The 22,974-nt window shown below is 59.7% G+C and carries 18 protein-coding genes; 10 read left to right on the forward strand and 8 right to left on the reverse strand.

Annotated features, from left to right (window positions below):
- Nucleotides 1–36: 36 nt before the first annotated feature.
- Both speB and F8N43_RS06820 read right to left on the reverse strand, forming a co-directional pair.
- Nucleotides 37–996, reverse strand: a complete 960-nt coding sequence (gene speB / locus F8N43_RS06815) for an agmatinase (protein ID WP_150653451.1) — start codon at nucleotides 994–996, stop codon at nucleotides 37–39.
- Between the two features lie 21 nt (nucleotides 997–1,017).
- Nucleotides 1,018–2,109: a polyamine ABC transporter substrate-binding protein gene (locus tag F8N43_RS06820; protein WP_150653452.1), complete on the reverse strand. Its 1,092-nt coding sequence runs from the start codon at nucleotides 2,107–2,109 to the stop codon at nucleotides 1,018–1,020.
- Between the two features lie 101 nt (nucleotides 2,110–2,210).
- On the opposite strand from F8N43_RS06820, the gene F8N43_RS06825 reads away from it, so the two are divergent.
- The 3 genes from F8N43_RS06825 (at nucleotide 2,211) to F8N43_RS06835 (ending at nucleotide 5,211) form a co-directional block, all read left to right on the forward strand.
- A complete protein-coding gene (locus tag F8N43_RS06825; protein ID WP_150629753.1) occupies nucleotides 2,211–3,104 on the forward strand; it encodes a LysR family transcriptional regulator in 894 nt (297 codons plus the stop codon).
- 103 nt (nucleotides 3,105–3,207) lie between these two features.
- The gene (locus F8N43_RS06830) at nucleotides 3,208–4,680 is read left to right on the forward strand and encodes a nucleobase:cation symporter-2 family protein (RefSeq protein WP_150653453.1); all 1,473 of its coding nucleotides are present in this window, start codon (nucleotides 3,208–3,210) and stop codon (nucleotides 4,678–4,680) included.
- A 57-nt stretch (nucleotides 4,681–4,737) separates the two neighbouring features.
- Nucleotides 4,738–5,211: an LEA type 2 family protein gene (locus tag F8N43_RS06835; RefSeq protein ID WP_150629757.1), complete on the forward strand. Its 474-nt coding sequence runs from the start codon at nucleotides 4,738–4,740 to the stop codon at nucleotides 5,209–5,211.
- A gap of 12 nt (nucleotides 5,212–5,223) precedes the next feature.
- Here F8N43_RS06835 and F8N43_RS06840 read toward each other — a convergent pair whose 3' ends face one another.
- Nucleotides 5,224–6,147, reverse strand: a complete 924-nt coding sequence (locus F8N43_RS06840) for a carbon-nitrogen hydrolase family protein (RefSeq protein ID WP_150653454.1) — start codon at nucleotides 6,145–6,147, stop codon at nucleotides 5,224–5,226.
- Nucleotides 6,148–6,231: 84 nt separating this feature from the next.
- Between F8N43_RS06840 and F8N43_RS06845 the strand changes: the two genes are divergently transcribed.
- Nucleotides 6,232–7,140, forward strand: coding sequence for a LysR substrate-binding domain-containing protein (locus F8N43_RS06845; protein WP_150653455.1), 909 nt, complete (start codon nucleotides 6,232–6,234; stop codon nucleotides 7,138–7,140).
- Between the two features lie 9 nt (nucleotides 7,141–7,149).
- On the opposite strand, the gene F8N43_RS06850 is transcribed toward F8N43_RS06845, so the two are convergent.
- Nucleotides 7,150–7,401 (reverse strand): hypothetical protein, encoded by a 252-nt coding sequence (locus F8N43_RS06850; protein WP_007937833.1) that lies wholly within the window; start codon nucleotides 7,399–7,401, stop codon nucleotides 7,150–7,152.
- 165 nt (nucleotides 7,402–7,566) lie between these two features.
- Between F8N43_RS06850 and F8N43_RS06855 the strand changes: the two genes are divergently transcribed.
- Nucleotides 7,567–7,884: a DUF883 family protein gene (locus F8N43_RS06855; RefSeq protein ID WP_150629763.1), complete on the forward strand. Its 318-nt coding sequence runs from the start codon at nucleotides 7,567–7,569 to the stop codon at nucleotides 7,882–7,884.
- A 90-nt stretch (nucleotides 7,885–7,974) separates the two neighbouring features.
- On the opposite strand, the gene F8N43_RS06860 is transcribed toward F8N43_RS06855, so the two are convergent.
- Nucleotides 7,975–9,015, reverse strand: a complete 1,041-nt coding sequence (locus tag F8N43_RS06860) for an Ldh family oxidoreductase (RefSeq protein ID WP_150629764.1) — start codon at nucleotides 9,013–9,015, stop codon at nucleotides 7,975–7,977.
- Nucleotides 9,016–9,198: 183 nt separating this feature from the next.
- On the opposite strand from F8N43_RS06860, the gene F8N43_RS06865 reads away from it, so the two are divergent.
- Both F8N43_RS06865 and F8N43_RS06870 read left to right on the forward strand, forming a co-directional pair.
- Complete coding sequence (locus F8N43_RS06865) at nucleotides 9,199–14,055, forward strand: dermonecrotic toxin domain-containing protein (RefSeq protein ID WP_150653456.1); 4,857 nt, start codon at nucleotides 9,199–9,201, stop codon at nucleotides 14,053–14,055.
- 97 nt (nucleotides 14,056–14,152) lie between these two features.
- Nucleotides 14,153–15,154: a FecR family protein gene (locus F8N43_RS06870; protein ID WP_150629768.1), complete on the forward strand. Its 1,002-nt coding sequence runs from the start codon at nucleotides 14,153–14,155 to the stop codon at nucleotides 15,152–15,154.
- A gap of 55 nt (nucleotides 15,155–15,209) precedes the next feature.
- Here the strand turns inward: F8N43_RS06870 and F8N43_RS06875 are convergent, their stop codons facing one another.
- Entirely contained in the window at nucleotides 15,210–17,555 is a 2,346-nt protein-coding gene (locus tag F8N43_RS06875) for an acylase (RefSeq protein ID WP_150653457.1), read from the reverse strand.
- Between the two features lie 227 nt (nucleotides 17,556–17,782).
- Here F8N43_RS06875 and F8N43_RS06880 point away from each other — a divergent pair, with 227 nt between their 5' ends.
- A complete protein-coding gene (locus F8N43_RS06880) occupies nucleotides 17,783–18,154 on the forward strand; it encodes a fe2+ zn2+ uptake regulation protein (RefSeq protein WP_150653458.1) in 372 nt (123 codons plus the stop codon).
- Nucleotides 18,155–18,173: 19 nt separating this feature from the next.
- Here F8N43_RS06880 and F8N43_RS06885 read toward each other — a convergent pair whose 3' ends face one another.
- A complete protein-coding gene (locus F8N43_RS06885; protein ID WP_059405111.1) occupies nucleotides 18,174–18,362 on the reverse strand; it encodes a hypothetical protein in 189 nt (62 codons plus the stop codon).
- 333 nt (nucleotides 18,363–18,695) lie between these two features.
- Complete coding sequence (locus F8N43_RS06895) at nucleotides 18,696–19,622, reverse strand: LysR family transcriptional regulator (RefSeq protein ID WP_150639015.1); 927 nt, start codon at nucleotides 19,620–19,622, stop codon at nucleotides 18,696–18,698.
- A gap of 118 nt (nucleotides 19,623–19,740) precedes the next feature.
- Between F8N43_RS06895 and F8N43_RS06900 the strand changes: the two genes are divergently transcribed.
- The gene (locus F8N43_RS06900) at nucleotides 19,741–20,736 is read left to right on the forward strand and encodes an aldo/keto reductase (protein ID WP_150629776.1); all 996 of its coding nucleotides are present in this window, start codon (nucleotides 19,741–19,743) and stop codon (nucleotides 20,734–20,736) included.
- 180 nt (nucleotides 20,737–20,916) lie between these two features.
- Entirely contained in the window at nucleotides 20,917–22,908 is a 1,992-nt protein-coding gene (locus F8N43_RS06905) for a methyl-accepting chemotaxis protein (protein ID WP_150629778.1), read from the forward strand.
- The last annotated feature ends 66 nt before the right edge of the window (nucleotides 22,909–22,974 follow it).

Consider the following 22,974-nt stretch of genomic DNA (forward strand, 5'->3'; position numbering starts at 1 on the left):
ATCGCGAGCAGGCTCGCTCCCACATTGGTTTGTGGATTACCGATCCACCTTATGTTTAGCCGCATACAAACACAGCATCTCCATCGCCAACGTCGCCGCTGCCAGTGAGGTAATGTCCGCACTGTCGTAGGCCGGCGCCACTTCCACCACGTCCATCCCCACCAGATTGATCCCGCGCAAACCGCCGAGGATTTCCAGCGCTTGCACCGTACTCAAACCGCCACACACTGGCGTGCCGGTGCCGGGTGCGAACGCTGGATCGAGGCAATCGATGTCGAACGTCAGGTACACCGGGTTGTCGCCGACCCTTGCCCGAATGGCCTCGACAATCGCGTCCACCCCTCGACGATGCACCTGCCGGGCATCCAGCACCTGAAACCCCTGATGATCGTCATTAGTGGTGCGCAAGCCGATCTGCACCGAGCGCGACGGGTCCACCAGACCTTCCTTGGCCGCGTGCCAGAACATCGTGCCGTGATCGACGCGCTTGCCCTCTTCATCCGGCCAGGTGTCGCTGTGCGCGTCGAAATGGATAAGCGACAGCGCTCCATGTTTACGGGCGTGCGCCTTGAGCAGCGGGTAACTGATGAAGTGATCGCCGCCGAACGTCAGCATGGCGCAACCGGCATTCAGAATGCGCTCGGCATGGGCTTCAATACTTTCCGGCACCGACTGCGGCGAACCGTAATCGAAGTCGCAATCGCCGTAGTCGATCACCGCCAGATGATCGAACGGGTCGAACGTCCATGGCCAATGGCGTTCCCAAGCGATCCCGGTGGACGCCGCGCGAATGCCGCGAGGTCCGAAACGCGCGCCGGGGCGGTTGCTGGTGGCGGTATCAAACGGCACACCACTGACCGCCACGTCGACGCCGCGCAAGTCGCGGCTGTAACGACGACGCATGAAACTGGTGATACCGGCGTAGGTACTTTCGGCGGCAGTCCCGTAGAGACTGTCGCGGGTCATGGCCTGATCGTTTTGCACTGGGACGTCCATCAGGTGCTCCTTCTTATTGAATTACTGGCGGCTACGGAAAGTGGTCCACAAACGGGTGCGCTGACGCATGTCCTTGAGGCTCATGCTGCGGTCGGCGTACAGCCGTTCGCGCACATCGGCGAGGGGGAAAATGTCCGGATCGGTGCGCACCGCCTCATCCACCAGCGGTGTGGCGGCCTGGTTGGCGGTGGCAAAGAACAGCGTATTGGTCAGCGCCGCCACGGATTCGGGGCGCAACATGAATTCTATGAAAGCGCGGGCAGCTTCGGGGTGCGGTGCATCCTTGGGAATCGCCAGGTTGTCCTGCCAGACCAGCGTGCCCTCCTTCGGAATCCGGTACGCCACTTCATACGGTTTGTTGGCCTTGCGCGCCTGATCGGCCGCCATGCTGGCGTCACCGTTGTAGGTCAAGGCCAGGCAGACGCTGCCGTTTGCCAGATCGTTGATCTGCCGACCGCTGGCGACGTACAGCACATTCGGCTGTAGCTGATGCAACAATGCCTCGGCGGCTGACAGATCGGACTTGTCGGTGCTGTAGGGATCTTTACCCAGATAGTGCAGCGCCAGACCGATCACCTCCTGCGGCGAATCGATGATCGCCACGCCGCACTCTTTCAGCTTGCTGGCGTATTCCGGTTTAAACAGCAGATCGAGGCTGTCGAGCGGCACATCCGGCAAGCGTTTCTTCACCGCCTCCACATTCATCCCGAGCCCCAGCGTGCCCCAGGTATAAGGCACGCCATAACGGTTGCCGGGATCGACCGCGGCGAGTTTTCCCAGCAAGTCCGGATCGAGGTTGGCGTAGCCCTTGAGGCCTTCGTGGGGAATCGCCTTCAGCGCACCGGCCGCCAACCCGCGCGCCAGCACGCTGGACGACGGCACCACCACGTCATAACCACTGCCGCCAGTGAGCAGCTTGGTTTCCAGGACTTCCGAGGAGTCAAAGGTGTCGTAGCGCACGTGAATGCCGGTTTCCTGCTCGAAGCGCTGCAAGGTTTCCGGAGCCACGTAATCGGCCCAACTGTAGAGATTGACGACCTTTTCCTCGGCCTGAGCCGACACCGCCATGGAAAGGAACAACGCGGGTAAACACAGCTTGAATGAGGGAGCCATGACGAACACCTGACCAGAGGAAGTGGCCGCAGCATGCGTCGTCGGATACATTGGAAAAATACCAAGTCAGTTACCCTGACTTTATTGCGGAGTAATGTTTGATGCTCGGCCAGCTTCACGATGTGGATCTGCAATTGCTGCGTCTGTTCGTCAGCGTGGTGGAATGCGGCGGTTTCAGCGCGGCCCAGGGTGAGCTGGGCCTGAGCCAATCGAGCATCAGCCAGCAAATGGCCAGGCTCGAAACCCGGCTCGGCTATCGGCTGTGCAGTCGCGGCAAGAGCGGATTCAGGATCACCCCCAAAGGCGAACAACTGCTGACCGCGACGCGCGGACTGTTCGAGTCCATCGAGGCGTTCCGTCATCAATCCAATGGCGTGGCCGGCCGGCTGATCGGCGAGGTGCGCCTGGGGCTGTCCGAAGCGGTGGATCAATCGGTGCTGCAACGGGTGGCCGAGGCGATCCGGCGTTTTCGCGAGCGCGATGAGTCGGTGCGTATCGAGCTGATCAGCGCCATGCCTGGTGAGATGGAGCGCTTGCTGCTGCAACAACGGCTGGACCTGGCGATCGGCTATTTCTCACAGGTGCAAAGCGCGTTTGACTACCGCGAACTGTTCACGGAAACCCAGCACTTGTACTGCGCCTCCGGCCATCCGTTGTTCACCGACGATGCACCGGACGATCAAGCGTTGCAGGCGTGCGACCGGGTGGATCACCCTTACCGTTTCCTGCGCAGCGACGAGCCCTTCCAGGGCAAGCGGTGTTCGGCGCGTTCGGAACAGGTCGAAGGCACCCTCGCCTTCATCCTTTCCGGCAAGCATGTCGGTTATCTGCCCAGCCACTTTGCCCGCAGTTGGGAAGACAAAGGATTGCTCAGGGCCGTGCGCCGCAGCGACATGAGTTTCGACGTGGCGTTTCATCTGGCCCGCCACCGGGCGCAAGTGCCGGGGGATGCGCAAAAGGCGTTTGAAGAGGATTTGCTTGCGGCATTTGCTTAGAGGTCTCCGTAATCCCCCTGTGGGATTGTGTAAGTCGATGAATTTTCTGGCATCCTGCGCCTCCATTTTCTGACCCGGCCCGCCCTTCGGCACGCAAACCACCATGACCGCCTCTGAAAAAGCCCCTGCCCCGCGCCACAGCGACCTGATCTACGGCCTCGACGACCGCCCGCATCTGACCGCTACCGTCTTCGCCGCCCTGCAACACGTACTCGCCAGTTTCGTCGGCATCATCACCCCGACCCTGATCATGGGCAGCGCCCTCGGTCTGCAAAGCGAAATCCCCTACCTGATCAGCATGGCGCTGTTTGTCTCGGGCCTGGGCACCTTCGTCCAGGCGCGGAAGTTCGGCCCGATCGGTTCCGGTTTGCTGTGCCTGCAAGGCACCAGCTTTTCGTTCATCAGCGTGATCCTCAGCGCCGGTTTCATGGTCAAGGCTCGCGGTGGCGGCACCGATGAAATCCTCTCGACGATCTTTGGCGTGTGCTTTTTCGCCGCGTTTATTGAAGTGGTGCTGAGCCAGTTCATCGGCAAACTGCGGATGCTGATCACGCCAGTGGTGACCGGGACGATCATCACGCTGATGGGGCTGTCGCTGATCAAAGTCGCCATGACCGATATCGCCGGCGGTTTCGGCGCGACGGACCTCGGCGCGGCCAGTCATCTGGCATTGGCGGCGCTGGTGCTGGGCACCATCGTGGTCTTGAACCGGGTGGACGTGCCGTTCCTGCGCCTCGGGGCGATCGTGATCGGCCTGACCTTCGGTTATGTCGTCGCCTGGCTCATGGGCCACGTGGATTTCGGCAGCATGCCTGACGTACCGCTGATGAGCGTGCCGGTGCCGTTCAAGTACGGTTTCAACTTCGACTGGGTCGCGTTCGTCCCGGTCGCGGTGATTTTCCTGGTGTCGCCGCTGGAGGCCGCCGGTGATCTGACGGCCAACTCGATGATTTCCCGGCAGCCGGTCAAAGGCCCGATCTACATCCGCCGGATCAAGTCCGGTCTGCTGGCGGACGGTCTCAATTCGGCCATGGCGGCGGTGTTCAATAGCATGCCGATGGTGACCTTCGCGCAGAACAACGGCGTGATTCAACTGACCGGCGTGGCCAGCCGCTACGTGGCGTTTTTCATTGCCGGTCTGTTGGTGGTGCTGGGGTTGTTCCCGATGATCGGCGCGGTGCTGCAACTGATGCCCAAACCGGTGCTCGGTGGCGCTGAACTGGTGATGTTCGGCACCGTGGCGGTGGCCGGCATCAAGATCCTCGCCGAAGCCGGCCTGCATCGGCGCAACATGCTGATCGTGGCGATTTCCCTCGGCATGGGCCTGGGCGTGGCGGCCGTGCCAGAGGTGTTGCGCGAGTTGCCCAAGGCGCTGCATAACATCTTCGAATCGCCGATCACCGTCGGTGCCTTGTGCGCTATCGTGCTGAACATCTTCCTGCCCGAAGAATTCATCGAGCTGGAAGAAGATGATTTCGATCCGGAAGCCTCGATCCTCCAGGTCATGGAAAACCCGGATGTGCCGGCCAAAGGTGAACCCGCCACGCCCGCCGTTGTCGCACAGTTGAACCGCTAGACAGGCTCAAGGCCGAGCCACTGGTGGTTCGGCCTTTTTCTTCAAGAGAGCATGTCCATGCGCCGCGTCCACGCCGTTGTCCTTTCCCTCCTTTTGCTCTCGCTGAGCGCCTGCGCCCTGCTGCCCAATCGCGACCCGCTGAACATCAACGTGGTCGGTTTCGAACCCTTGCAAAGCCAGGACATGGAAGTGCGTTTCGCGGTAAAAATCCGCGTGCAGAATCCCAATGAAACCGCGATCACCTACAACGGCGTGGCATTGGACCTGTCAGTCAACGGCCAGCCCCTCGCCTCCGGCGTCAGTGATCAGTCGGGCTCGATTGCGCGCTTTTCCGAGACAGTGCTGACCGTTCCTGTAAGTGTTTCGGCGTTCTCGGTGCTGCGCCAGACACTGGGCCTGAGCCAGACCCAAACGCTGAACAACCTGCCTTATGTCTTGCGCGGCAAACTGGCCGGAGGCTTGTTCGGCACGATGCGATTCACCGACAGTGGCAGGCTCAGCTTGCCGGGGTCGACAGTCGGCACTTGGTGACTTCAGCTTTGGTCATGCGTTGAACCGAACGCCGGGTTTGGCCCGCTCATCCACGGTCAACTCGAACACATCCGGGCGCGCGTAATGGCCGACGACGTCGAAGTCGTAGCGCGCGCGGATCAGGTCGTCAGTGTCGATTTCAGCGGTGAGTAGTCCACGCTCGCCGCGTAGCGGGCCAGCCAGAATATCGCCCATCGGGCCGACGATGACGCTGCCGCCGGCAATCAGAGGTCGGTCCGCCGGCCAGTTCGCAATCTCCACGCCCAGGGCTTGCGGTGAATCCTGAACCTGACAGGCACTGACCACAAAGCAGCGACCTTCATGGGCGATGTGGCGCATGCTGACCTGCCACATCTCCCGCTCGTCCACCGTTGGTGCGCACCACACCTCCACACCTTTGGCGTACATCGCGGTGCGCAGCAACGGCATCATGTTTTCCCAGCACACCACCGCACCGATCCGCCCGACCTGGCTGTCGATCACCGGCAACGTCGAGCCATCGCCCTTGCCCCAGATCAACCGTTCGGTGCCCGTGGGCATCAGTTTTCGGTGCTTGGCGACCAGTCCAGCCTGCGGATCGAAATACAACGCGGTGCAATACAAGGTGCTGCCGGCGCGCTCGATGACGCCAATAACCAGGTTGGCCCCGGTGCGCGCCGACAACCCGGCCAGCGCTTCGGTTTCTGCGCCAGGCACGTCGATGGCGTTGGCGAAATACCGGGCAAATGCTTCTCGACCTTCCGGCAGTCGATAACCCAGTTGCGTGCCGAACCCCTCGCCTTTCGGGTAACCGCCGAGCACTGCTTCGGGCATGACCACCAGCGCCGCGCCGGCTTCAAGGATCGCGTTTTCGTACGAGAGGATCTGCTCCAGGGTGTCGGCCTTGCCGCCGGGCAGTGCGCCGATTTGCAGTGCAGCAACGATTGACTTGGGCATCTCAATAACTCCATTCGAATCGGGTGTTGCTCATTTTCAGGCGCTACCGGATCATGAATAAAGCCCCGTTCGCTGCTGAATGATATGAACGCCATGAATATCGCCACCGTCGATCTCAACCTGCTCAAAGTCTTCGAAGCCTTGCATGAAGAGTCCAGCGCCAGCCGTGCGGCATTGCGTCTGGGCGTCACGCAGTCGGCGGTCAGCGCGGCATTGCGCCGGCTGCGCGAGGTGTACGGCGATCAATTGTTTGTGCGCACCGGCCGAGGCCTGGCGCCGACGCTCAAGGCCAATCAGTTGAAACCGGTGGTCAGCGACGCACTGAACAAATGCCGGCAAAGTCTGGCGATGGTCGATCCGGCCGCCCATCACTACGAAGGCCGTTCGGTCACGGTCGGTTTGTCAGATGATTTCGAAATCGCCTACGGGCGCCGTTTGATCGAGGAGATTGCTCGCACCGCACCAAAGCTGCGGCTGATCTTCCGCCAGACTCACAGTCAGATCGTCGCGCAGGCGTTGATGGAACGCAGCATCGATCTGGCGATCACGGCCGGCGGGTTCGCCGAACGGTTGCTCAGCCGTCAGGTACTGGGGGAAGGCGATTACTTGTGTCTGGTTGACCCAACCAGTCTGGTCGCGGGACAGAAAACCATAGACCTTGAGGAATTCGTCACCCGTGAACATATTCTGGTGTCATCGGGTGGCTTTATCGGGATCACCGACGAAGGGCTGGCCGCGTTGGGACGGAGCCGACGGGTATGCGCTTCGACCACGCATTTCGCAGCGTTGCCGCATCTGCTCAAGGGCAGTCAGGCGGTGGCAACCATTCCGGCGCATGCCGCTCGAAGCCTTGCAGCGCTCACCGGGCTGGCGCTGCTGCCCTGCCCTTTGGCGTTGCCGCGTTACCCGATCGAACTGGGCTGGCGCACCAGCACGCAACTCGACCCGGTGGTGTTGAAAGTGCGTGAGGCAATTGTCGCGATTTTTGCGTAAGGTTCAGCCTTACTTGGCTGCCATCAAGCGATTGACTTCACTGCGCACCATGTTGGCAAATTCCGGAGGCGACATGCCGTCGAGTTCGGAACGGACCCATTCGGCCCATTTGCCTTTGCGCTTGGCGCGCTCGCCGAACAAGCGTGCGGCCTCACCTTTGGCTTTACCCAGGTTGTTCTGCCAGAGTTCGAACAGACGGGATTTCTCATCTTCAAGCGCTGCGCGCTCGGCAAGGGGTTTGTCGGCCAGATTGAAGCTCATGGGGAGTTACCTGCTGCGTAAATAGGCGACATCTTACACTGTAGGAAGAAATGTCCTGCGCAGGATTTTTCGACTGGATGGCCTCCACAGGCAAAATCGCTGCAACTTTTTCAATCGTCGCAGACTCCATTGTTCACTGCCCATTCACCTGCAAGGAGTAACCCAATGGCCCGCAAAACCACCGCACAAGTCGCCGAAGACCAAATCAAGGATCAAGCGTTCAGCGAGCTTCAGGCGCTGATCGAAGAGTCGGAAAAACTGCTGAAAAGCAGTGCCTCACTGGTCGGTGAGGAAGCCGAGACGCTCCGTGGGCAAATCGCCCAGAAACTCCAGCAGGCACGGGATTCGGTTACCAGCGTTCGTGACCGGACCCTGCCCGCGGTCGAAGCCACAGAAACCTATATTGGCGGGCATCCATGGCAGACCGTGGCCATTTCCGCCGGGTTCGGGTTGGTTGTCGGGTTGTTGCTGGGTCGTCGTTAACCGGTCCCGTTTAATTTACGAGAACACTGGCTAAACGCATTTCACTGCAGGAGCCGGCATGCCGGCTCCTGCAGAATCCGTGTTTCGACGCTAAATCCCTGCCAACTCTCGCAGGTTCGCCAATGTCTGCGCATCGAGCGGAATGCCATCCGCGCTGGATTTGGCCCGCTGATGGTGGCGTCGATCACCTGGCAACCGTTTAAGTCCCACACCGTGCATCTGCCGCACCAGTTCCTGGCTGCGTTCGGCGAAGTTTTGCCCGGCGGCCTTGCTCGGGTCGATCACGATCAACAATTGGCCAGTCCACGGTGTTTTGGCGCCGGGGTGATTTTTCCAGTCGAATTCGAAAGAGAAATTGCCGCCGGTCAACGCCGCCGCCAACAGCTCCACCATCATCGACAGCGCCGAACCTTTATGCCCGCCAAACGGCAACAACGCCCCGCCTTCAAGAATCGCTTTCGGGTCCTGGGTCGGTTGACCGAGGCTGTCCACGCCCATGCCTGCGGGTAAACGCTCACCTTTGCGGGCGGCGATTTGCACATCGCCATGGGCGATGGCACTGGTGGCCAGGTCGAAGACAATCGGATCACCGTCCGCGCGCGGGGCGGCGAAAGCAATCGGGTTGGTGCCGAACAGCGGGCGATCGGCACCGTGCGGCACCACGCAGGTCATGCTGTTGACCACGCTCAACGCCACCAGCCCTTCGTAGGCGAACGGTTCGACGTCCGGCCACAGCGCCGCAAAATGGTGGGAGTTGCGGATCGCCAACACTGCAATTCCGGCACTGCGGGCCTTTTCCACCAGCAAGGGGCGAGCGGCGGCGAGCGCCGGTTGGGCGAAGCCGTTGCCGGCGTCGACCCGGACAAAACCCGAAGCCACGTCCTCTACCACCGGCACGGCCTGGCCATTGACCCAGCCACTCTCCAGCGTCGACACATAACCGGGAATGCGGAACACGCCATGACTGTGGGCGCCATCGCGTTCGGCACCGGCGCAGTTGAGGGCCAGTGTCCTGGCGACTTCGGCAGAGGTGCCGTGACGAACGAAAATGCGTTCGAGCAAAAGGACGAGAGAATCAAAATCCAGGGTTGAGTTGGCCGAACTGACTGCCATTTCAGGCGAAGCGGTCATCTGAAGCTCCAGTTTTATTTTTAGAGACGGGCGACAGGTCGATTAAGCGCTTTTTTACCGGCGTCCTGTCAAGTCTCTCGCGCAAGCAATATGTACCGCCCCCCGCCTTTTCCCGGCCCCTATTGTTGCCCCTCGACCCAACGACCTGCGCTGAACACCGTCGCAGCCCTTCGAGGAAACATCATGACAACACCTGCACTGCCGTATTTTTTTGACGAAGCGGAACGCGCATCCGCTGCCAGGCAATCCGGCGAGCGAGAACACGCGCTGACCTTTAGCCTGGATGATCTGAACTGGCTGAAGGCCGTTTATCTACCGACCCAGTCAGCCCGCAAAACACAGGTGAAACCGATGCAGGCCTACCGGCTGCTGTTGTCGTTGCCAGGCAAGGCCGGCATCCCGTTGGCCGGCGCTTTTGCCATGAGCCGGCCCAACGATGGCGAGGTCACGCTCTACACACCGTGGAAGGGCTTGATCAAATTCGCCGACATGGACGACCTCAAAAGCAAACTCAAGGAGTGGTTGGCGCAGGCCACTGGAAAACGTGAGTTGTTGCGTTTTCTCTCCATCGAACAACGCCTGCCTTTGGCCGCTGCCACGGCACTCGACATCTCCACCACTGACATCGAAGGGGCGGTGTTCGAAGACCAGGAATTCGTCCTGAAGCAACAGCAGGAGCAAAACATCAAGGCGATGGCGGACGAACTGGTCAAGATGCCCACCTTGCAATCGATGCTGGAGGACACACTCAAGCACGCGTTGTACAAACCGTTCCCCAAACTGGACCAACGCCTGACTCGGCTGAAGAGTTTTGTCAGTACGGGTTCCGCGTTCGATGACCACGAAACGGCCCATACGATGTCCTCGATATCACTGAGCGAGGCCCTCCTGCATTTTTACCTTTCGAACCAGTGGCCGACGGGCGACTCCAGGGTGTTTACCCATCCCGAGCACAGCGTCAGCAGCGATACCGACAACCAGACATGGGAAAGCGCCGTAAAAGAAGTCGCGCAAAGTTTTACGCCTCACCTGCACAGCCTGCTTGAGACGTTCTGGAACACGCCCATGAGCAATGGCCTGTCGCGCCTGAATTTTTTCACCGACGGCATACGCGACACGTTTCACACGCGGCTTTTACATCAACGCCAGCAGGGCACTTTAACGACGCAGGAATATCTGCAACTGATGAACGTCAGCCTCGCCCCTGCCACGGGCAATCCCCTTCACATCGAAAAAGTGCGGGTCACCACCCTGTTCAAACATTTCGCCGAGCTTGCCTCGACCCTGATGATCGGGGGCACCAGCACCCTGAGTTTTCTATACAGCCCGTCCCGAGGCATCGAGGCCACCAGCAATCTGCCCGCAGTGAAAAAAATCGTGCTGCAAATGCTCAAAAGCGAGGGGCATGAAGACACGCTGCTCAATTTCATGTCGCTGGACGAACGCGGTACTTTTCTTGGGATGGAACCGGACGATCGGGTGGTCGTGGGAGAGCCGGTCATCGGCTCGGTGTTCGAACGCGTGATGGCCGACGTCGTTGAAAAACAACGGCAAAACCTCAGCCACGCCTTGAGCCGCTACCGTGATAGCGAAGGCACGCTGGACCCTCACGCCTTGCTCGACAATGCCTTGGACGTCCGGGGATTGATCGATCACCGCCTGCTCCTGGCTGATGTCGAAGGTCGCTGGAGCACGCGCCCGGACCGCCGCGTAAACGCCCGACCGGCCACCGTCCGCGCCGAGTTGGCCAAACACGAGTTGTCGCTGCTGAACTCGGTCGAACAGGCACTTGATCAACGCCTTGAAAAACACCCGGCCATTCCCCCCAGGACCCGCACGTTCACCGACGCGCAAAGTCTCGTCAATTTATCGCTGGCAGGTTTGCAATCGAGTTTTACCCATACCCTGTCAACGGCACTGCGCAGCGAATTGAAGCTTCGCGCCGTGTCGCGCACCCTGGGGGCGACGGAACAAGCGATCATCAAAACCGTGCTCGATACCCCGATACACTTGCAGCGAGCGGCATTGAACGGTTTTTTGCCGGAGGTCTTTTCCCTGGCGTTGAAGGCCGGCACCACGGCGACTCCGCTGAAACTGGCCAGTTGTTTTGTCCTCACTGAACGGGGCGGACTGGACCCGGTGCACTCGGGCAAGGCCATTCTGTGGACGCCGGCATTGGGATTTGAAGCCTTCAAGGCACTGGCGCCGCTAAAGGACGAGCTCGAACGGCGCCTTAAAGACGAGAACCATCGTTTCATGCTGTTGGAAAACCTCGGCCGGAGCGAGCGGTCGCCAGGCAAGGCTTACACGCTGGCGCCACTGCAACGGGTCCATGGGCATTTTCTCGATTACTTGCAAAAGCCCTTTGTCGATCTGGACCAGGCCTGTGTCACCCAGGCGTTGGTCACCCCGCTCTCCCCCGAACCGCTGGCCAGTCTGCTGAATCTGGTGGCCCTGCGCGAACCGATGACCGGACTGCGCCGGGCGACCGATATTGCCGAGTCACTGACCACCCAGCAAAAACTGCCGGCGTGGCTGGCCAAGGCGCCGCTCAAAGAGCTGATTCTGCATGGCGAACTGCTTCAGCAATACCTTCACAACGTCCAAGACGACCAGGATTACCTCACCGGCATCCGCTCATTGCAGCGCACCGCCCACCATGAACTGGAAAAACAACTCAAGGCAGACGACTTCAACATTGATCCGGACAAGGTCCAGGTCGAGATCAGAGCGAGCCCGAGGTCTGCGTCCAGCACCCAAACCCTGACCGACTTTGCCTTGACTCACCTAAAGGACCTGGACGCTGTCTATCTCACACTGACGTCGCTGGATAACACAGTCATTCCAGAGGGCATGGACGAACGCTACCTCAAAGACCTGATACGCGATCTGAAACCGGGTGAGCATCAACAGAAGATAGTGAGCGCCGCCCTGGCAGACACCTCGGCGAACGCGGACCGCAGGCAGCGTTTTTACACACAGCTGCCCTGGCAACTGATGCACCACGCCCATGTGGAGAAACTGCAGGAGCGCCTGAGCGAAACCGGGTTTGATCTGATTCGCCAGGTCATGGACATGCCCGACGCCATCGCCCGTGCGGCAGTCAACGGTGCCCACGCAATCATCCGGCCCCTGGAGTTCCTCGGCGTCAGGAGCGGGCAAACAGTCAAGGTACCCGGCGTCTATCTGATCGGTTCATCGGTCGATAGCACGTCGCCGCAGGTGCTCCTCGCACCTCACAGTCCTCGGCATGGGATAAAAGAATACGAAAGCGAAACACAGCTGCTGGCAGAACTGAAGACGCGCGGCGGACTGCTCGACTGGGTCCTGATGAACCTGGAGAATCCTGACCGGATCATGCTGGAGACCCGCATGGCGACGCGCACTAACCGGGTAACAAGAGCCGCGTCGCAAGCCGCAGGCAATAACGATGCCGAGGTCACACTGGCGTCCAATCCCGTCAAGGGGCACCTCTTCGGGCAATTGTTCCGTGACAATGCCGCGTTGCTCGGCCGATTGCTCGGTTGTCAGTCCGATGACAAGAAGCAGAGTGAGTGGGCAACCATCAAGCACGTACTGGGCGAAGACCTGCACGAGGCGTACTCGTTTTTCATGGGCAAACTCGCCTACCCCGTCACGGTGTGGAAAAGTTACCGGGACATCAAGCAATCCGCCGAAGACCTGCAGACGCACAAATGGGGCGCGGCCATCAGGGAATTCATTAGCGGGATCGCACAACTCGCTTCATTGCGCCAATCGCTGGACACCCACGCGCCAGCGACTTCTATGCCAGTCGCACCGGCACCAGCAAACCCCGACGCCACCTGCAAATGGCAGGACATCAAGGTCACCGCCCACGAGCGCACAGGCTTGCAGCGTCATGAAAGCCTGCATGTCGACCTGAATTCGCTGAAGCCCGACTCAACGCCCGGGCTCTACGCGCATCCGACGTCGAAACAGCTTTACGGGCCGGTTGAAGGCAAAGTGTTTCCGGTGACAAAACGCGGCAGCCGCTGGCGCATTGCCGATACACAGACACTCGGCCCTTATCTGCGTCAAAACCCATCGAAACAATGGGTGCTCGACCGGAATACACCGACGCCGCAATTCAGCTTCGTGAATCGGCTGCAAGCGGCGGTAATTGCCTGGAAGGACATGAACATTGACGCCCGGGGAATGCCGCAGATACGACGGTTTTTTCCGCAAAAAGCTCGTCAGATCGACGAAGCGCTGGACCTGGCAACGACCTATGCCTGGAACAGCTTTCGAAACCTGCAATTGCTGAAAACATCCGATGACACAGAAACCCCTGTGCATCAACTCATCAAGCGTTTCATAGATGTGCCGCAAGTGTTGCCCGCGCATGTCGAGAAACTGGAAAAAGTCGTGGGCGACCTGTTTACCGCGTTGTTAGACCCAACTTTGAGAAAGACCAAATCCAATCGATTTGTCGTAGGCAGGATGGTCGAAGGTGCAGAAAGCACCTTCGGCTTTATCGTTCCGAAAGACGCAAAGAAGACAGTTTATCTGGCAGAAAAATTCTTCAATCCCGGTTTCGATTATTACCGCGACCATCTTTCCGACACAACCTTCCCAATCAACACGCATGCCCGGGCGATGACCCTGTTGCATGAGCTTTCGCACATTGCCTGTAAAACCGAAGACATTTCCTACATGGACGCCGGCAGACCCTTCACTGACCTGATCGGCACGGCCAGCGTGACCGCCACTGAGCTCAAGAATGCACTGACCGACATTCAGGACACCGCATTATCGATCAAGACCCCTTACACACAGCTGTTCATGACCCGGGATCCCGACACCGGTGTGTGGGAAGACCCTGGAAGTACCACTTGGGAAAACACCGATCGGGTAAAAGAGCACATTCTGACGTTGACCCGCGCAGAAAACCTCAGCGGTGCTCGCGATACCTTTAAAAAAAATCCCCTGACCCGCCTGGCGGTACAACTCGGCAATGCCGACAGCGTGGCCTGGTTAATCAGTCATCTCGGACGCCGGTTACACGTCGATATACCCTGATTGCAGAAAATAAACAGGTGTTTGATGGGCAAATGCCATGACGGCTGTTCTCGCAGACTGCCCTCAAGGTTAGAATGCGGGAAATCAGGATGAGTCAATGACCGACAGCCCTCTCTCCCAAGCCCAATATGACGCCATCACCGATGCCGCTGCGCACTGGTGCATGCGTTTGCACGCCACCGACTGCACGGCCGAGGAACGGCATGCATTCGAACAGTGGCTTGATGCTGATCCGCTGCATGCGTTCGAATACGAGGCCATGCTGGAGATCTGGGATGTCGCGGCAGATTTGCCTCGTCCCGAAGCTGTCATGCCCGTCGCTCGCCTACAACCGGCAACGCCCTGGCGCACGTTCGGCATCGCTGCAGCCGTGTGTGCACTGGCGTTGCCACTGGCGGCTTACAGCGGGTGGAACCTGGGCTGGATTCCGAACTCGTACCAGCATTTCGAAGCCGGCAATACGGTCCGTCAGGTCACATTGAGCGATGGCAGTCAGGTCGAACTGAACCTTGGCACCGAGCTGACCTACAGCAATTACAAGGATCAGCGTCGCGTCAGGCTGGAAAAAGGCGAAGCCTTCTTCAACGTCAGTCACGACACGAACCACCCTTTTGTCGTCCGGGCGGCGGACGGCAGAATTCGGGTCACCGGCACCCAGTTCAATGTCTGGATGTACGAGGATCAGGTGCGCGTCAATCTGATTGAAGGCTCGGTACTGGTCAGTAGCAACAATGACCTGCCGGGTGATGGCCTGCGGCTTGAGCCATCGATGCAGGCGCGCTACAAACAAGGCGACTTCACACCACAAATCAGCCAGACCTACGCCAACGACAGCTCACTGGCCTGGCGTCACGGCAAACTGGTGCTCGATAACCTGGCGCTGTCCGAAGCCCTGCCATTGATCAATCGTTATCTGAACACCCCGGTGATGGTCGCCGATAGCAGCACCGGCTCAATCCGCCTCGGTGGCATCTACAACATCAAGGAACTCAACAACCTTGTGGCGACGTTGCCCAAGGTGTTGCCGGTCTACCTGACCCGCAACAGGGACGGCAATCCAGTCCTAAACTCCATGCCGCAGCAACCACCTAAAAGCTGAAGGCCGCAACCCTTGCGGGGTGCGGCCTTCTTTGTGCACTCAAACACTGCTCGATTTACTGTTTGGCCACCTTCGCGGCTTTGTCATCCTGCTCGCGAATCGTCTGTGCCTGGTACTGCGGGTCCGAAGTGATCTGTTGCTCGGTGAATGGCAACACGCTCAACTGTTTCTTCGAGAAGGCCAGCGTCTGGTCGTTGGCATGTTTGGAGGCCGGGTCGCTGGACAACGAGAACGCCAGCAGCCCTTTGGCCTGAGGTCCTTTGTCGTCGAAGGTCACCACTTGCAAATAACTGGTGCCACTGACCACTTCGCGTTTTCCGTCGCTTCTCGGCACGCTCTGAATCGCGTTGTACACGCCCAGCGTGCCTGGCCCGCCGTGAATCGGCGTCTGCCGGCCACCGCTGCTGACGACCTGGATATCGCCCCAGCGACTGTCCGTCTTGAGCCCCGACGTGTTGACCGATGCCACCGACGCCAGCATCGCCTCGCGCACCGCCTTGGCGACTTCCGGGCGATCGACCGCCAGGCCGCGCGGTGTGTATTGCGGGTCTTTCGGATCAAACACCACACGCCAGACATCCGGCGTTTCCTGTAGCGCTTCCATGACGTTCTGGAAGTGGACAAACCCCAAGCCGCTGTCCAGATTCGCGCTACGGTCCCAAGCCTTCAGACTGGCACACAGCGGCATGAGCGTTGGCGCATCGGCCCCAAGGTCCGCCGCGCAGAACTGCAACAGGTCCGGCATCACTTGAGTCGCCTGGTACACCTGATCGTCCATCACCATCCGTTGCAGATCAGCCGCAGCAATCGGTCCGGCCTTGTTCAGGGTGCCCAGGCGATCCAGGGCAAAGCGTGAACGCAGGCCCAACGGCTGGCCGTCCTGGCTGATCAATGGCGAGAAACCGGTGAGCGGTTGTGCCGGGTTGGCCATCCATGCCGAATCGTTTGAGTGCTGCACAAAGTCCTTGCGCAACAATTGCGGCAACTTGTCCGACGCATAGATGCCTTTTTGCGCCGCCGTCGGGTCGATATCCCAGGCACAGGCACTGTTGGCACCGTCGAGTACGATCAGCTCCAATCCGATCCGTGGATCGCTGCACGCGGCCAGTTTGTCGGCACTGACGTTCGGCACCACCGACAGGTTCATGTACAGCGTCTGCCCCTGATCGTCCGCCGCCAGGGTGTTGACCCACGGGATGCCCTGGATCTTGTGGACCGACGCCTGCAATTCCTCGAGGCTGACTGCTTGGTTCATCGCGTACCACTGCTGAAGAACCCGGTCGTTATCGAGGTTGGCGTCGCGCAGGCTGTAGGCGAACTGGTTATCCCAGTCCAGTTTCCCCGGCCATTGCACAACCGGGCCGAACGGCGAACTGTAGACCACATGAGAGACCTCGCGGGTCTGCCCGTCAGGTTGCTTCACCTTCACCGTCACGGTCTGCTGCTTCATCGGCAACGACTTGCCGTCGAGCAGGTAACGGGTCGAATCCTGCGGATCGAGTTGCAGGCGATACAGGGTGAAATGCTTGGACGAGTCCACGGTGTGGGTCCAGGCCAGGTGCTGGTTGAAGCCAATGTTGATCATCGGCAGACCCGGTAACGCGGCGCCCATCACATCGAGTTTGCCGGGGATGGTCAGGTGCATCTGATAGAAGCGCATCCCGCCGACCCACGGGAAATGCGGATTGGCCAGCAACATGCCACGGCCATTGAACGAACGCTCACTGCCCACCGCGACCGCGTTGCTGCCGCGATCCAGTGCGAAGCGTTGAATGCGCGCAGCAGCCACCTGAAACTGCGCCGAGGCCGCGGTGTTCTGCGCGACGGCTTTGGGCGGCGTGGCACCGGCCAGTGCTTCGGCAAACTGCCCGACGCCGCCTTCGACCAGCAGGCGCCGGGTCAACTTGACCAGGTCCTGGGCGGTAATCTCGCGCACCCAGTCGCCCTGGCATTGCTGCGGCAAACCTTGCGCGCGACGCTCTGTCAGCGAGCGGTTGTACCCCGCCACGTAACCCTCGATGAGGTCGCGGACTTCCGGGGTTTGCGCCTGCCAGAAAGCGGCGACGGCTTGCGGGGTGTTCAGCCAGCTGAAAAACACGTCGCTGACCTGGTTTTCGCGCTCTTCGACCGTGAACTGCTCCGGGCCGAAATAGCGTGAACGCTCGCCGTTCACCGTGGTGATTTCATTGGCCAACAGGCACAGATTGTCCTGGGCGTAGGCGTAGCCGATGCCATAGCCGAGGCCACGTTCGTTGTCGGCGCGGATATGCGGCACGCCGAAGCTGGTCCGGCGGATATCGGCCGCCGCCGAATCCGGCTGGCTGCGCGCGTTTGCCGCAAGACTCAAGCCCACCAACACGGCGGCAAGGCTCAATCGGGTTAACTGCCTGGTCATAATCACGCTCGCTCCTGATCCAATAGGCATAGTGCTGCCGTCATGTAGGAACGAAATTCACGAGAAAAATTTAGAGCGCTGGAGGGCGTTTCTGCGGGGATTTACACGCTTGTGACGTGATGGCGACAAAATTTCTACATCTGAGCCTTCATGATTTGAGTAGCTCGTACGTCTTATTGAGTAAGAGCACCCAACACATTTATCCGGTTCAGGCTCTGAAAAGGAGATTTTGCATGTACAACTCGCAACTGCCAACGGACGGTAGCCCTGCGCCAATGGGCTCCTCCATGGGCTCGGGCCTGTTCAATCAGCGAACCGAACGTCACGGCAACGAACGGATTCGGGTTCTGCTCAAGAGCTTCGGCCTGCGCACCAGCCTGATCCGCCTGAAAGTCATCGACGCCTTGCTGACCGCCGCCGAAAGCGATCGCAGCCTCGGTGTGCGCGGCGTCCACAGCCACCTGCTGGACCTGGATATTCCGCTGTCCTTTCTCAGTGTGCGCGAAGTGTTGAAACGTTTGTGCAGCGAAGGCGTGATCACCCTGAACCCGGACAAAAGCTACCGCTTGCACCCGCAGGCATTCGCCGCATTGCACGGCGAATAACCTGACCCCGGCGCGTCGTTCAGGGCTTGACCTTGCGACGCATCACGCCATTGACCACCACCACGATCACCGCCACGCCAATGGCGATGTACTGGAACAGTTTTTCGCTGATGACGCCGGTATTCTGCAAATACGAAAGGCCAAACATGATTCCCAGCACCACCAGGGAAATCAGAATCGAGTATTTCAAACGTTGCGACTGGGTCATGGCCCTTTTCCTTAAACAAAAAGCTTAAACGTAAGCGAACGCGAACCTTAAAGATGTATCCGGTTTGTATCCGAATGCATGCCAAGCCACTACCGTTTTCCGGGAATGGGGCGCTGCAAACGGGGTCTCATGTTACAGCCGATGAAGCCTTTTGGCTTCATAGCGGCGATAACCATGAGGATTTTGAAATGTTCCGTCGAATCACACTGCTGATTCCCCTGCTGGCCATCCTTTCCCTGAGCGGCTGCATTATTTTCCCCCACGGCGGATGGCACGGCGGCCACCACTATGACCGAGGCGGGCCGGGATACTACCCACATCGCTAGGTCTTTTTCAGTGACCTGAATGCTCTCTGCGAAAGTCATTTCCCGGCTGCGCACACAGCTCAACCATCCAGTCGACAAACACCCGCACCCGCCGCGATAGTTGACGGTGAGGAGGATAGAGCGCCGTCAACGGCATCCCCGGTGGCGGCACCTCCCTCAGCACCTCGATCAAACGGCCATCCTTCAACTGCCTGGCCACGTGATAGTACGGGGCCTGGACCAATCCGTACCCTGCCTCACACGCCGCCAGATATCCATCGGCGCTGTTGACCGCCACATGTTTGGGCAGATTGATCGGCTGTATCTGGCCATCGACTACAAACTCCAGTCCGAAACGTTTGCCGCTGTGACTGGAAACGTACTCCACCATTTCATGCCCCTCCAGATCGGCCAGGCACTGCGGCGTCCCGTGGTGTTGCAGATAACCCGCGCTGGCGCAGGTGATCTGATCGAGCATGAGCAGTGGCCGCGCTACCAGAGAATCGTCCAGTGCCAAACCGCCGCGCAGTACGCAATCGACCCCCTCGCGAATCAGGTCCACCGGCCGGTCATTCAAACCGATTTCCAGCTCGATCAGCGGATAGCGCGCCGTGAACTGCGGTAAAGCAGGGATCACGATCAGGCGCCCCACCCCCGCCGGCATTTCCACGCGCAGCAAACCCTTGGGGTTGTGGCGTGCGGCAGAAAACACCGCTTCAGTTTCCTCAAGATCCGCCAGCAAACGCACGCAACGCGGGTAGTAGGCCGCGCCGTCGAGCGTCAGGCTGATTTGCCGGGTGGTGCGTTGCAGCAACTGCACGCCCAGATGCGCCTCCAGCTGTTTGATCAGAATAGTCACGGAGGCGCGGGGCAATTGCAGGCTGTCTGCCGCTTTGGCAAAGCCCCCCAGCTCGACGATCCGTGTGAATACGCGCATGGCGTTGAATCGATCCATTGTGCTCTCGGGCTGACTGATTATTTAGAAATTACTAATAGTGATAGCAGTTTTAGCCGGTTTATCTGGATTCTGTCGAGGTTAACAATGGGATTCACATTCACAGGGAGCTGATTTCATGCAAACACGTCAATTGGGTAAGAACGGTCCGCAAGTCAGCGCGATCGGTCTGGGCTGCATGGGCATGTCCGATTTCTACACCACAGGCACCGACACCCGCGAAGCCACAGCCACCCTGCATCGCGCGCTCGAATTGGGCATTAACCTGCTCGACACCGCCGACATGTACGGCCCGCACACCAATGAAGAACTGATCGGCAAAGCCATCGCCGGCAAGCGCGATCAAGTGTTTCTGGCGAGCAAGTTCGGCATTGTTCGCGATCCTTCGAACCCGACCGCACGCGGGGTCGACGGACGTCCGGAATATATCCGTACCTCCATCGACGGCACCCTCAAACGGCTCGGTGTCGAAACCCTCGACTTGTACTACCAGCACCGCGTCGACCCGCAAGTGGCCATCGAGGAAACCGTCGGCGCCATGGCCGAACTGGTCAAGGCCGGCAAAGTGCGATACCTGGGCTTGAGCGAAGCCTCGGCGGCAACGCTGGAGCGGGCGCACCAGGTTCATCCGATCAGCGCGCTACAAAGCGAATACTCCTTGTGGAGCCGGGATCAGGAAGACAATGGCTGCCTGGCCGCGTGCCAGCGGCTGGGCATTGCCTTTGTCCCTTACAGCCCGCTGGGCCGGGGTTTTCTGACCGGTGCACTGAAAAGCCCGGACGATTTTGCGGCAGACGACTACCGTCGGTTCAGCCCGCGTTTTCAGGGTGACAACTTCGCGAAAAATCTGTTGCTGGTGCAGCAAGTACAGGACCTGGCGGCAGAAAAAGGCGTGACGGCGGGTCAACTCGCGCTGGCATGGGTGCTGGCCCAGGGTGATTACGTGATCCCGATCCCCGGGACCAAACAGCGTAAATACCTGGAAGAAAACGTGGCAGCGCTGGAGGTAAAACTTGGCCGCGAAGCGTTGCACGCGCTGGAAGCGATCTTCCCGGCGAATGCCCCTGTCGGCTTGCGCTACCCGGAAGAAGTCCTGGAGTTGCTCGACCGTTAACCAGCGTCTGGCCCGTTCAAATGCCTGAACGGGCCAGCGCAATCGAGCCGTCCGTCACCTCCCGCCGTTCTTGCACGAACGTACCTAAAGCTCGTCCCCAGCCAGCCGATAGCCCCTTTGAAGCGCCGAATTTCATACCGATACCCACAATAAGATCGCTGCTAAAAAGGACCCGGCTCCATGCCCGCATTCCGCACTATTCAGGCTCGCTACACGCTGTTTCTGGTCCTGTTCATTCTGCTGCTGTTCATTCTCACCGTGGTTGGCATCAGTCAACTGGTCGCGCCAAAACTGCGCCATACCGAAGAACAAGTCGCGCTCAATCGCATCGCCGAAGTCGCCGAGCAAATCCAGGGCGAACTGAACAAGGTTCAGGCGCAACAACGCAGCATCACGCAAACCATCCCCCTGCTCGACAGCGCCGCCATCGACACGGTCCTGCCAGGCCTGGTCGATCAGTACGGCGAACTGAAAGTCTTCGGCGGCGGTATCTGGCCCCTGCCCGGCCAGCGTGAAGCCGGGCGCAACAAGTTCAGCACCTTCTGGCATCGCGATGCCTCGGGCAAACTGACGGTCAACACCTTCTGGAATAGCGACGCGGCGCCCAACTATTACGACCAGACCTGGTACAAGGGCGGCATGCAAACCCCACGCGGGCAATGCGCCTGGGCCGCAGCCTATAAAGATGACGCCAGCGCCGAACCGCGCACCAACTGCGCCATGGCCATCCAGAAAAACGGCGCGGCGTACGGCGTCTCCACCATCGACGTAACCCTGGGCTTCTTCAACGACCTGGTGGCGCGCAAGGAAAAAGACCTCGGCGCCGAAATGCTGATCGTCGAGGCCGACGGCAAGATCATCAGCAACAGCTCGCGCATCAGCGGGCCGATCGTGCTGAAGAACATCAGCGAACTGGCTGGCAACTCACCCTTCGCCAGCCAAGTGAAGGCCGGCTTGCAAAAGCGTGATCAGGCGCAGCGTGTCGAGTTCGACAACAACGGCGAAGCCAGCACCTTCTTCATGCGCCCCATCGAAGGCACGCCGTGGTTTCTCGCCACCGCCCTGCCGACCCAGTTGATCACCGCGCAGCGTGACGACGTGCTCAGCACGCTGAGCCTGCTGCAAATCCCGATGGTGATCCTGTTGGTGCTGTTGCAAATCTATGCGATCCGCCAACTGATCCAGCGCATGAAAGCCCTGAAGGCCAATATCGATGCATTGTCCGCCGGTGACGCCGACCTGACCAAACGCATCACCATTCGCGCCGAAGACGAACTGGGCGCCATCGGCCACTCGGTCAACGCCTTCATCGCTTACCTGCAAAACATGATCGGCGAAGTCACCCAGGCCACGGGCGCCATGGCGTCCAGCCTGGATAACCTGCAACGCACCTCCGCCCACACCAGCCAGATTCTGGTGCGCCACGCCTCGGAAACCGATCAGACCGTCACCGCCATTACCGAAATGAGTTCGACCGCCGAAAGCGTGGCGCAGAACGCGGCCGAAACCGCCGCTTTCACTCAACGCGCCAACGAAAATGCCGACCGTTCGCGGGTCGTGGTGGGTGAAGCGTCCAGCAGTGTGATTGCGTTGATCGACGAAGTGGCCAGCGCCACCCATAAAGTCGAAAGCATGCAACAGGACGCCCAGCGCATCACTGAAATCCTCGGGGTAATCGGCGCCATCGCCGGGCAAACCAACCTGCTGGCCCTTAACGCGGCGATTGAAGCGGCACGTGCCGGTGAGCAAGGTCGCGGTTTTGCGGTGGTGGCCGACGAAGTCCGCGCCCTCGCCGCTCGCACCCAGGCCAGCACCTCGGAAATCAACGAGATGCTCACGCGCCTGACCCAAGGCGTCAGTTCATCGGTCAGCGCCATGGAAAACACCCAGGCCAGCTGCCAGTCAGCAGCCGACGCCACCGCGCGGGTCAATACCGGACTGGACGAAATGGCCGGCTCCGTCAGCCACATCAACAGCCTCAGCACCCAGATCGCCACCGCCGCCGAACAGCAAAGTGCGGTGACTGAAGAGATCAACCGCAGCATGGTGCAGATCCGCCACATGGTGGATGAACTGGTGAAAAGCGGTCAGGCCAGTGAGCTCAATACGCGGCAGTTGCTGGAAGCCAATTCACGCGTCAGCGCGATTATGGGGCGTTTCAAAGTCCGATAATCTCGCTGCTCATGTAGAACCTGTGGGAGCGGGCTTGCCCGCGATGACGGTGTAACAGTCGATATC

It is taken from the genome of Pseudomonas fluorescens, assembly GCF_902498065.1.
GTDB classification, from domain to species: domain Bacteria; phylum Pseudomonadota; class Gammaproteobacteria; order Pseudomonadales; family Pseudomonadaceae; genus Aquipseudomonas; species Aquipseudomonas fluorescens_BJ.

Excerpts from the sequence above, each read along its gene's own strand:
- speB (WP_150653451.1), bottom strand. The coding sequence starts at position 996 with ATGGACGTCCCAGTGCAAAACGATCAGGCCATGACCCGCGACAGTCTC.
- F8N43_RS06820 (WP_150653452.1), bottom strand. The coding sequence starts at position 2,109 with ATGGCTCCCTCATTCAAGCTGTGTTTACCCGCGTTGTTCCTTTCCATG.
- F8N43_RS06825 (WP_150629753.1), top strand. The coding sequence starts at position 2,211 with ATGCTCGGCCAGCTTCACGATGTGGATCTGCAATTGCTGCGTCTGTTC.
- F8N43_RS06830 (WP_150653453.1), top strand. The coding sequence starts at position 3,208 with ATGACCGCCTCTGAAAAAGCCCCTGCCCCGCGCCACAGCGACCTGATC.
- F8N43_RS06835 (WP_150629757.1), top strand. The coding sequence starts at position 4,738 with ATGCGCCGCGTCCACGCCGTTGTCCTTTCCCTCCTTTTGCTCTCGCTG.
- F8N43_RS06840 (WP_150653454.1), bottom strand. The coding sequence starts at position 6,147 with ATGCCCAAGTCAATCGTTGCTGCACTGCAAATCGGCGCACTGCCCGGC.
- F8N43_RS06845 (WP_150653455.1), top strand. The coding sequence starts at position 6,232 with ATGAACGCCATGAATATCGCCACCGTCGATCTCAACCTGCTCAAAGTC.
- F8N43_RS06850 (WP_007937833.1), bottom strand. The coding sequence starts at position 7,401 with ATGAGCTTCAATCTGGCCGACAAACCCCTTGCCGAGCGCGCAGCGCTT.
- F8N43_RS06855 (WP_150629763.1), top strand. The coding sequence starts at position 7,567 with ATGGCCCGCAAAACCACCGCACAAGTCGCCGAAGACCAAATCAAGGAT.
- F8N43_RS06860 (WP_150629764.1), bottom strand. The coding sequence starts at position 9,015 with ATGACCGCTTCGCCTGAAATGGCAGTCAGTTCGGCCAACTCAACCCTG.
- F8N43_RS06865 (WP_150653456.1), top strand. The coding sequence starts at position 9,199 with ATGACAACACCTGCACTGCCGTATTTTTTTGACGAAGCGGAACGCGCA.
- F8N43_RS06870 (WP_150629768.1), top strand. The coding sequence starts at position 14,153 with ATGACCGACAGCCCTCTCTCCCAAGCCCAATATGACGCCATCACCGAT.
- F8N43_RS06880 (WP_150653458.1), top strand. The coding sequence starts at position 17,783 with ATGTACAACTCGCAACTGCCAACGGACGGTAGCCCTGCGCCAATGGGC.
- F8N43_RS06885 (WP_059405111.1), bottom strand. The coding sequence starts at position 18,362 with ATGACCCAGTCGCAACGTTTGAAATACTCGATTCTGATTTCCCTGGTG.
- F8N43_RS06895 (WP_150639015.1), bottom strand. The coding sequence starts at position 19,622 with ATGGATCGATTCAACGCCATGCGCGTATTCACACGGATCGTCGAGCTG.
- F8N43_RS06900 (WP_150629776.1), top strand. The coding sequence starts at position 19,741 with ATGCAAACACGTCAATTGGGTAAGAACGGTCCGCAAGTCAGCGCGATC.
- F8N43_RS06905 (WP_150629778.1), top strand. The coding sequence starts at position 20,917 with ATGCCCGCATTCCGCACTATTCAGGCTCGCTACACGCTGTTTCTGGTC.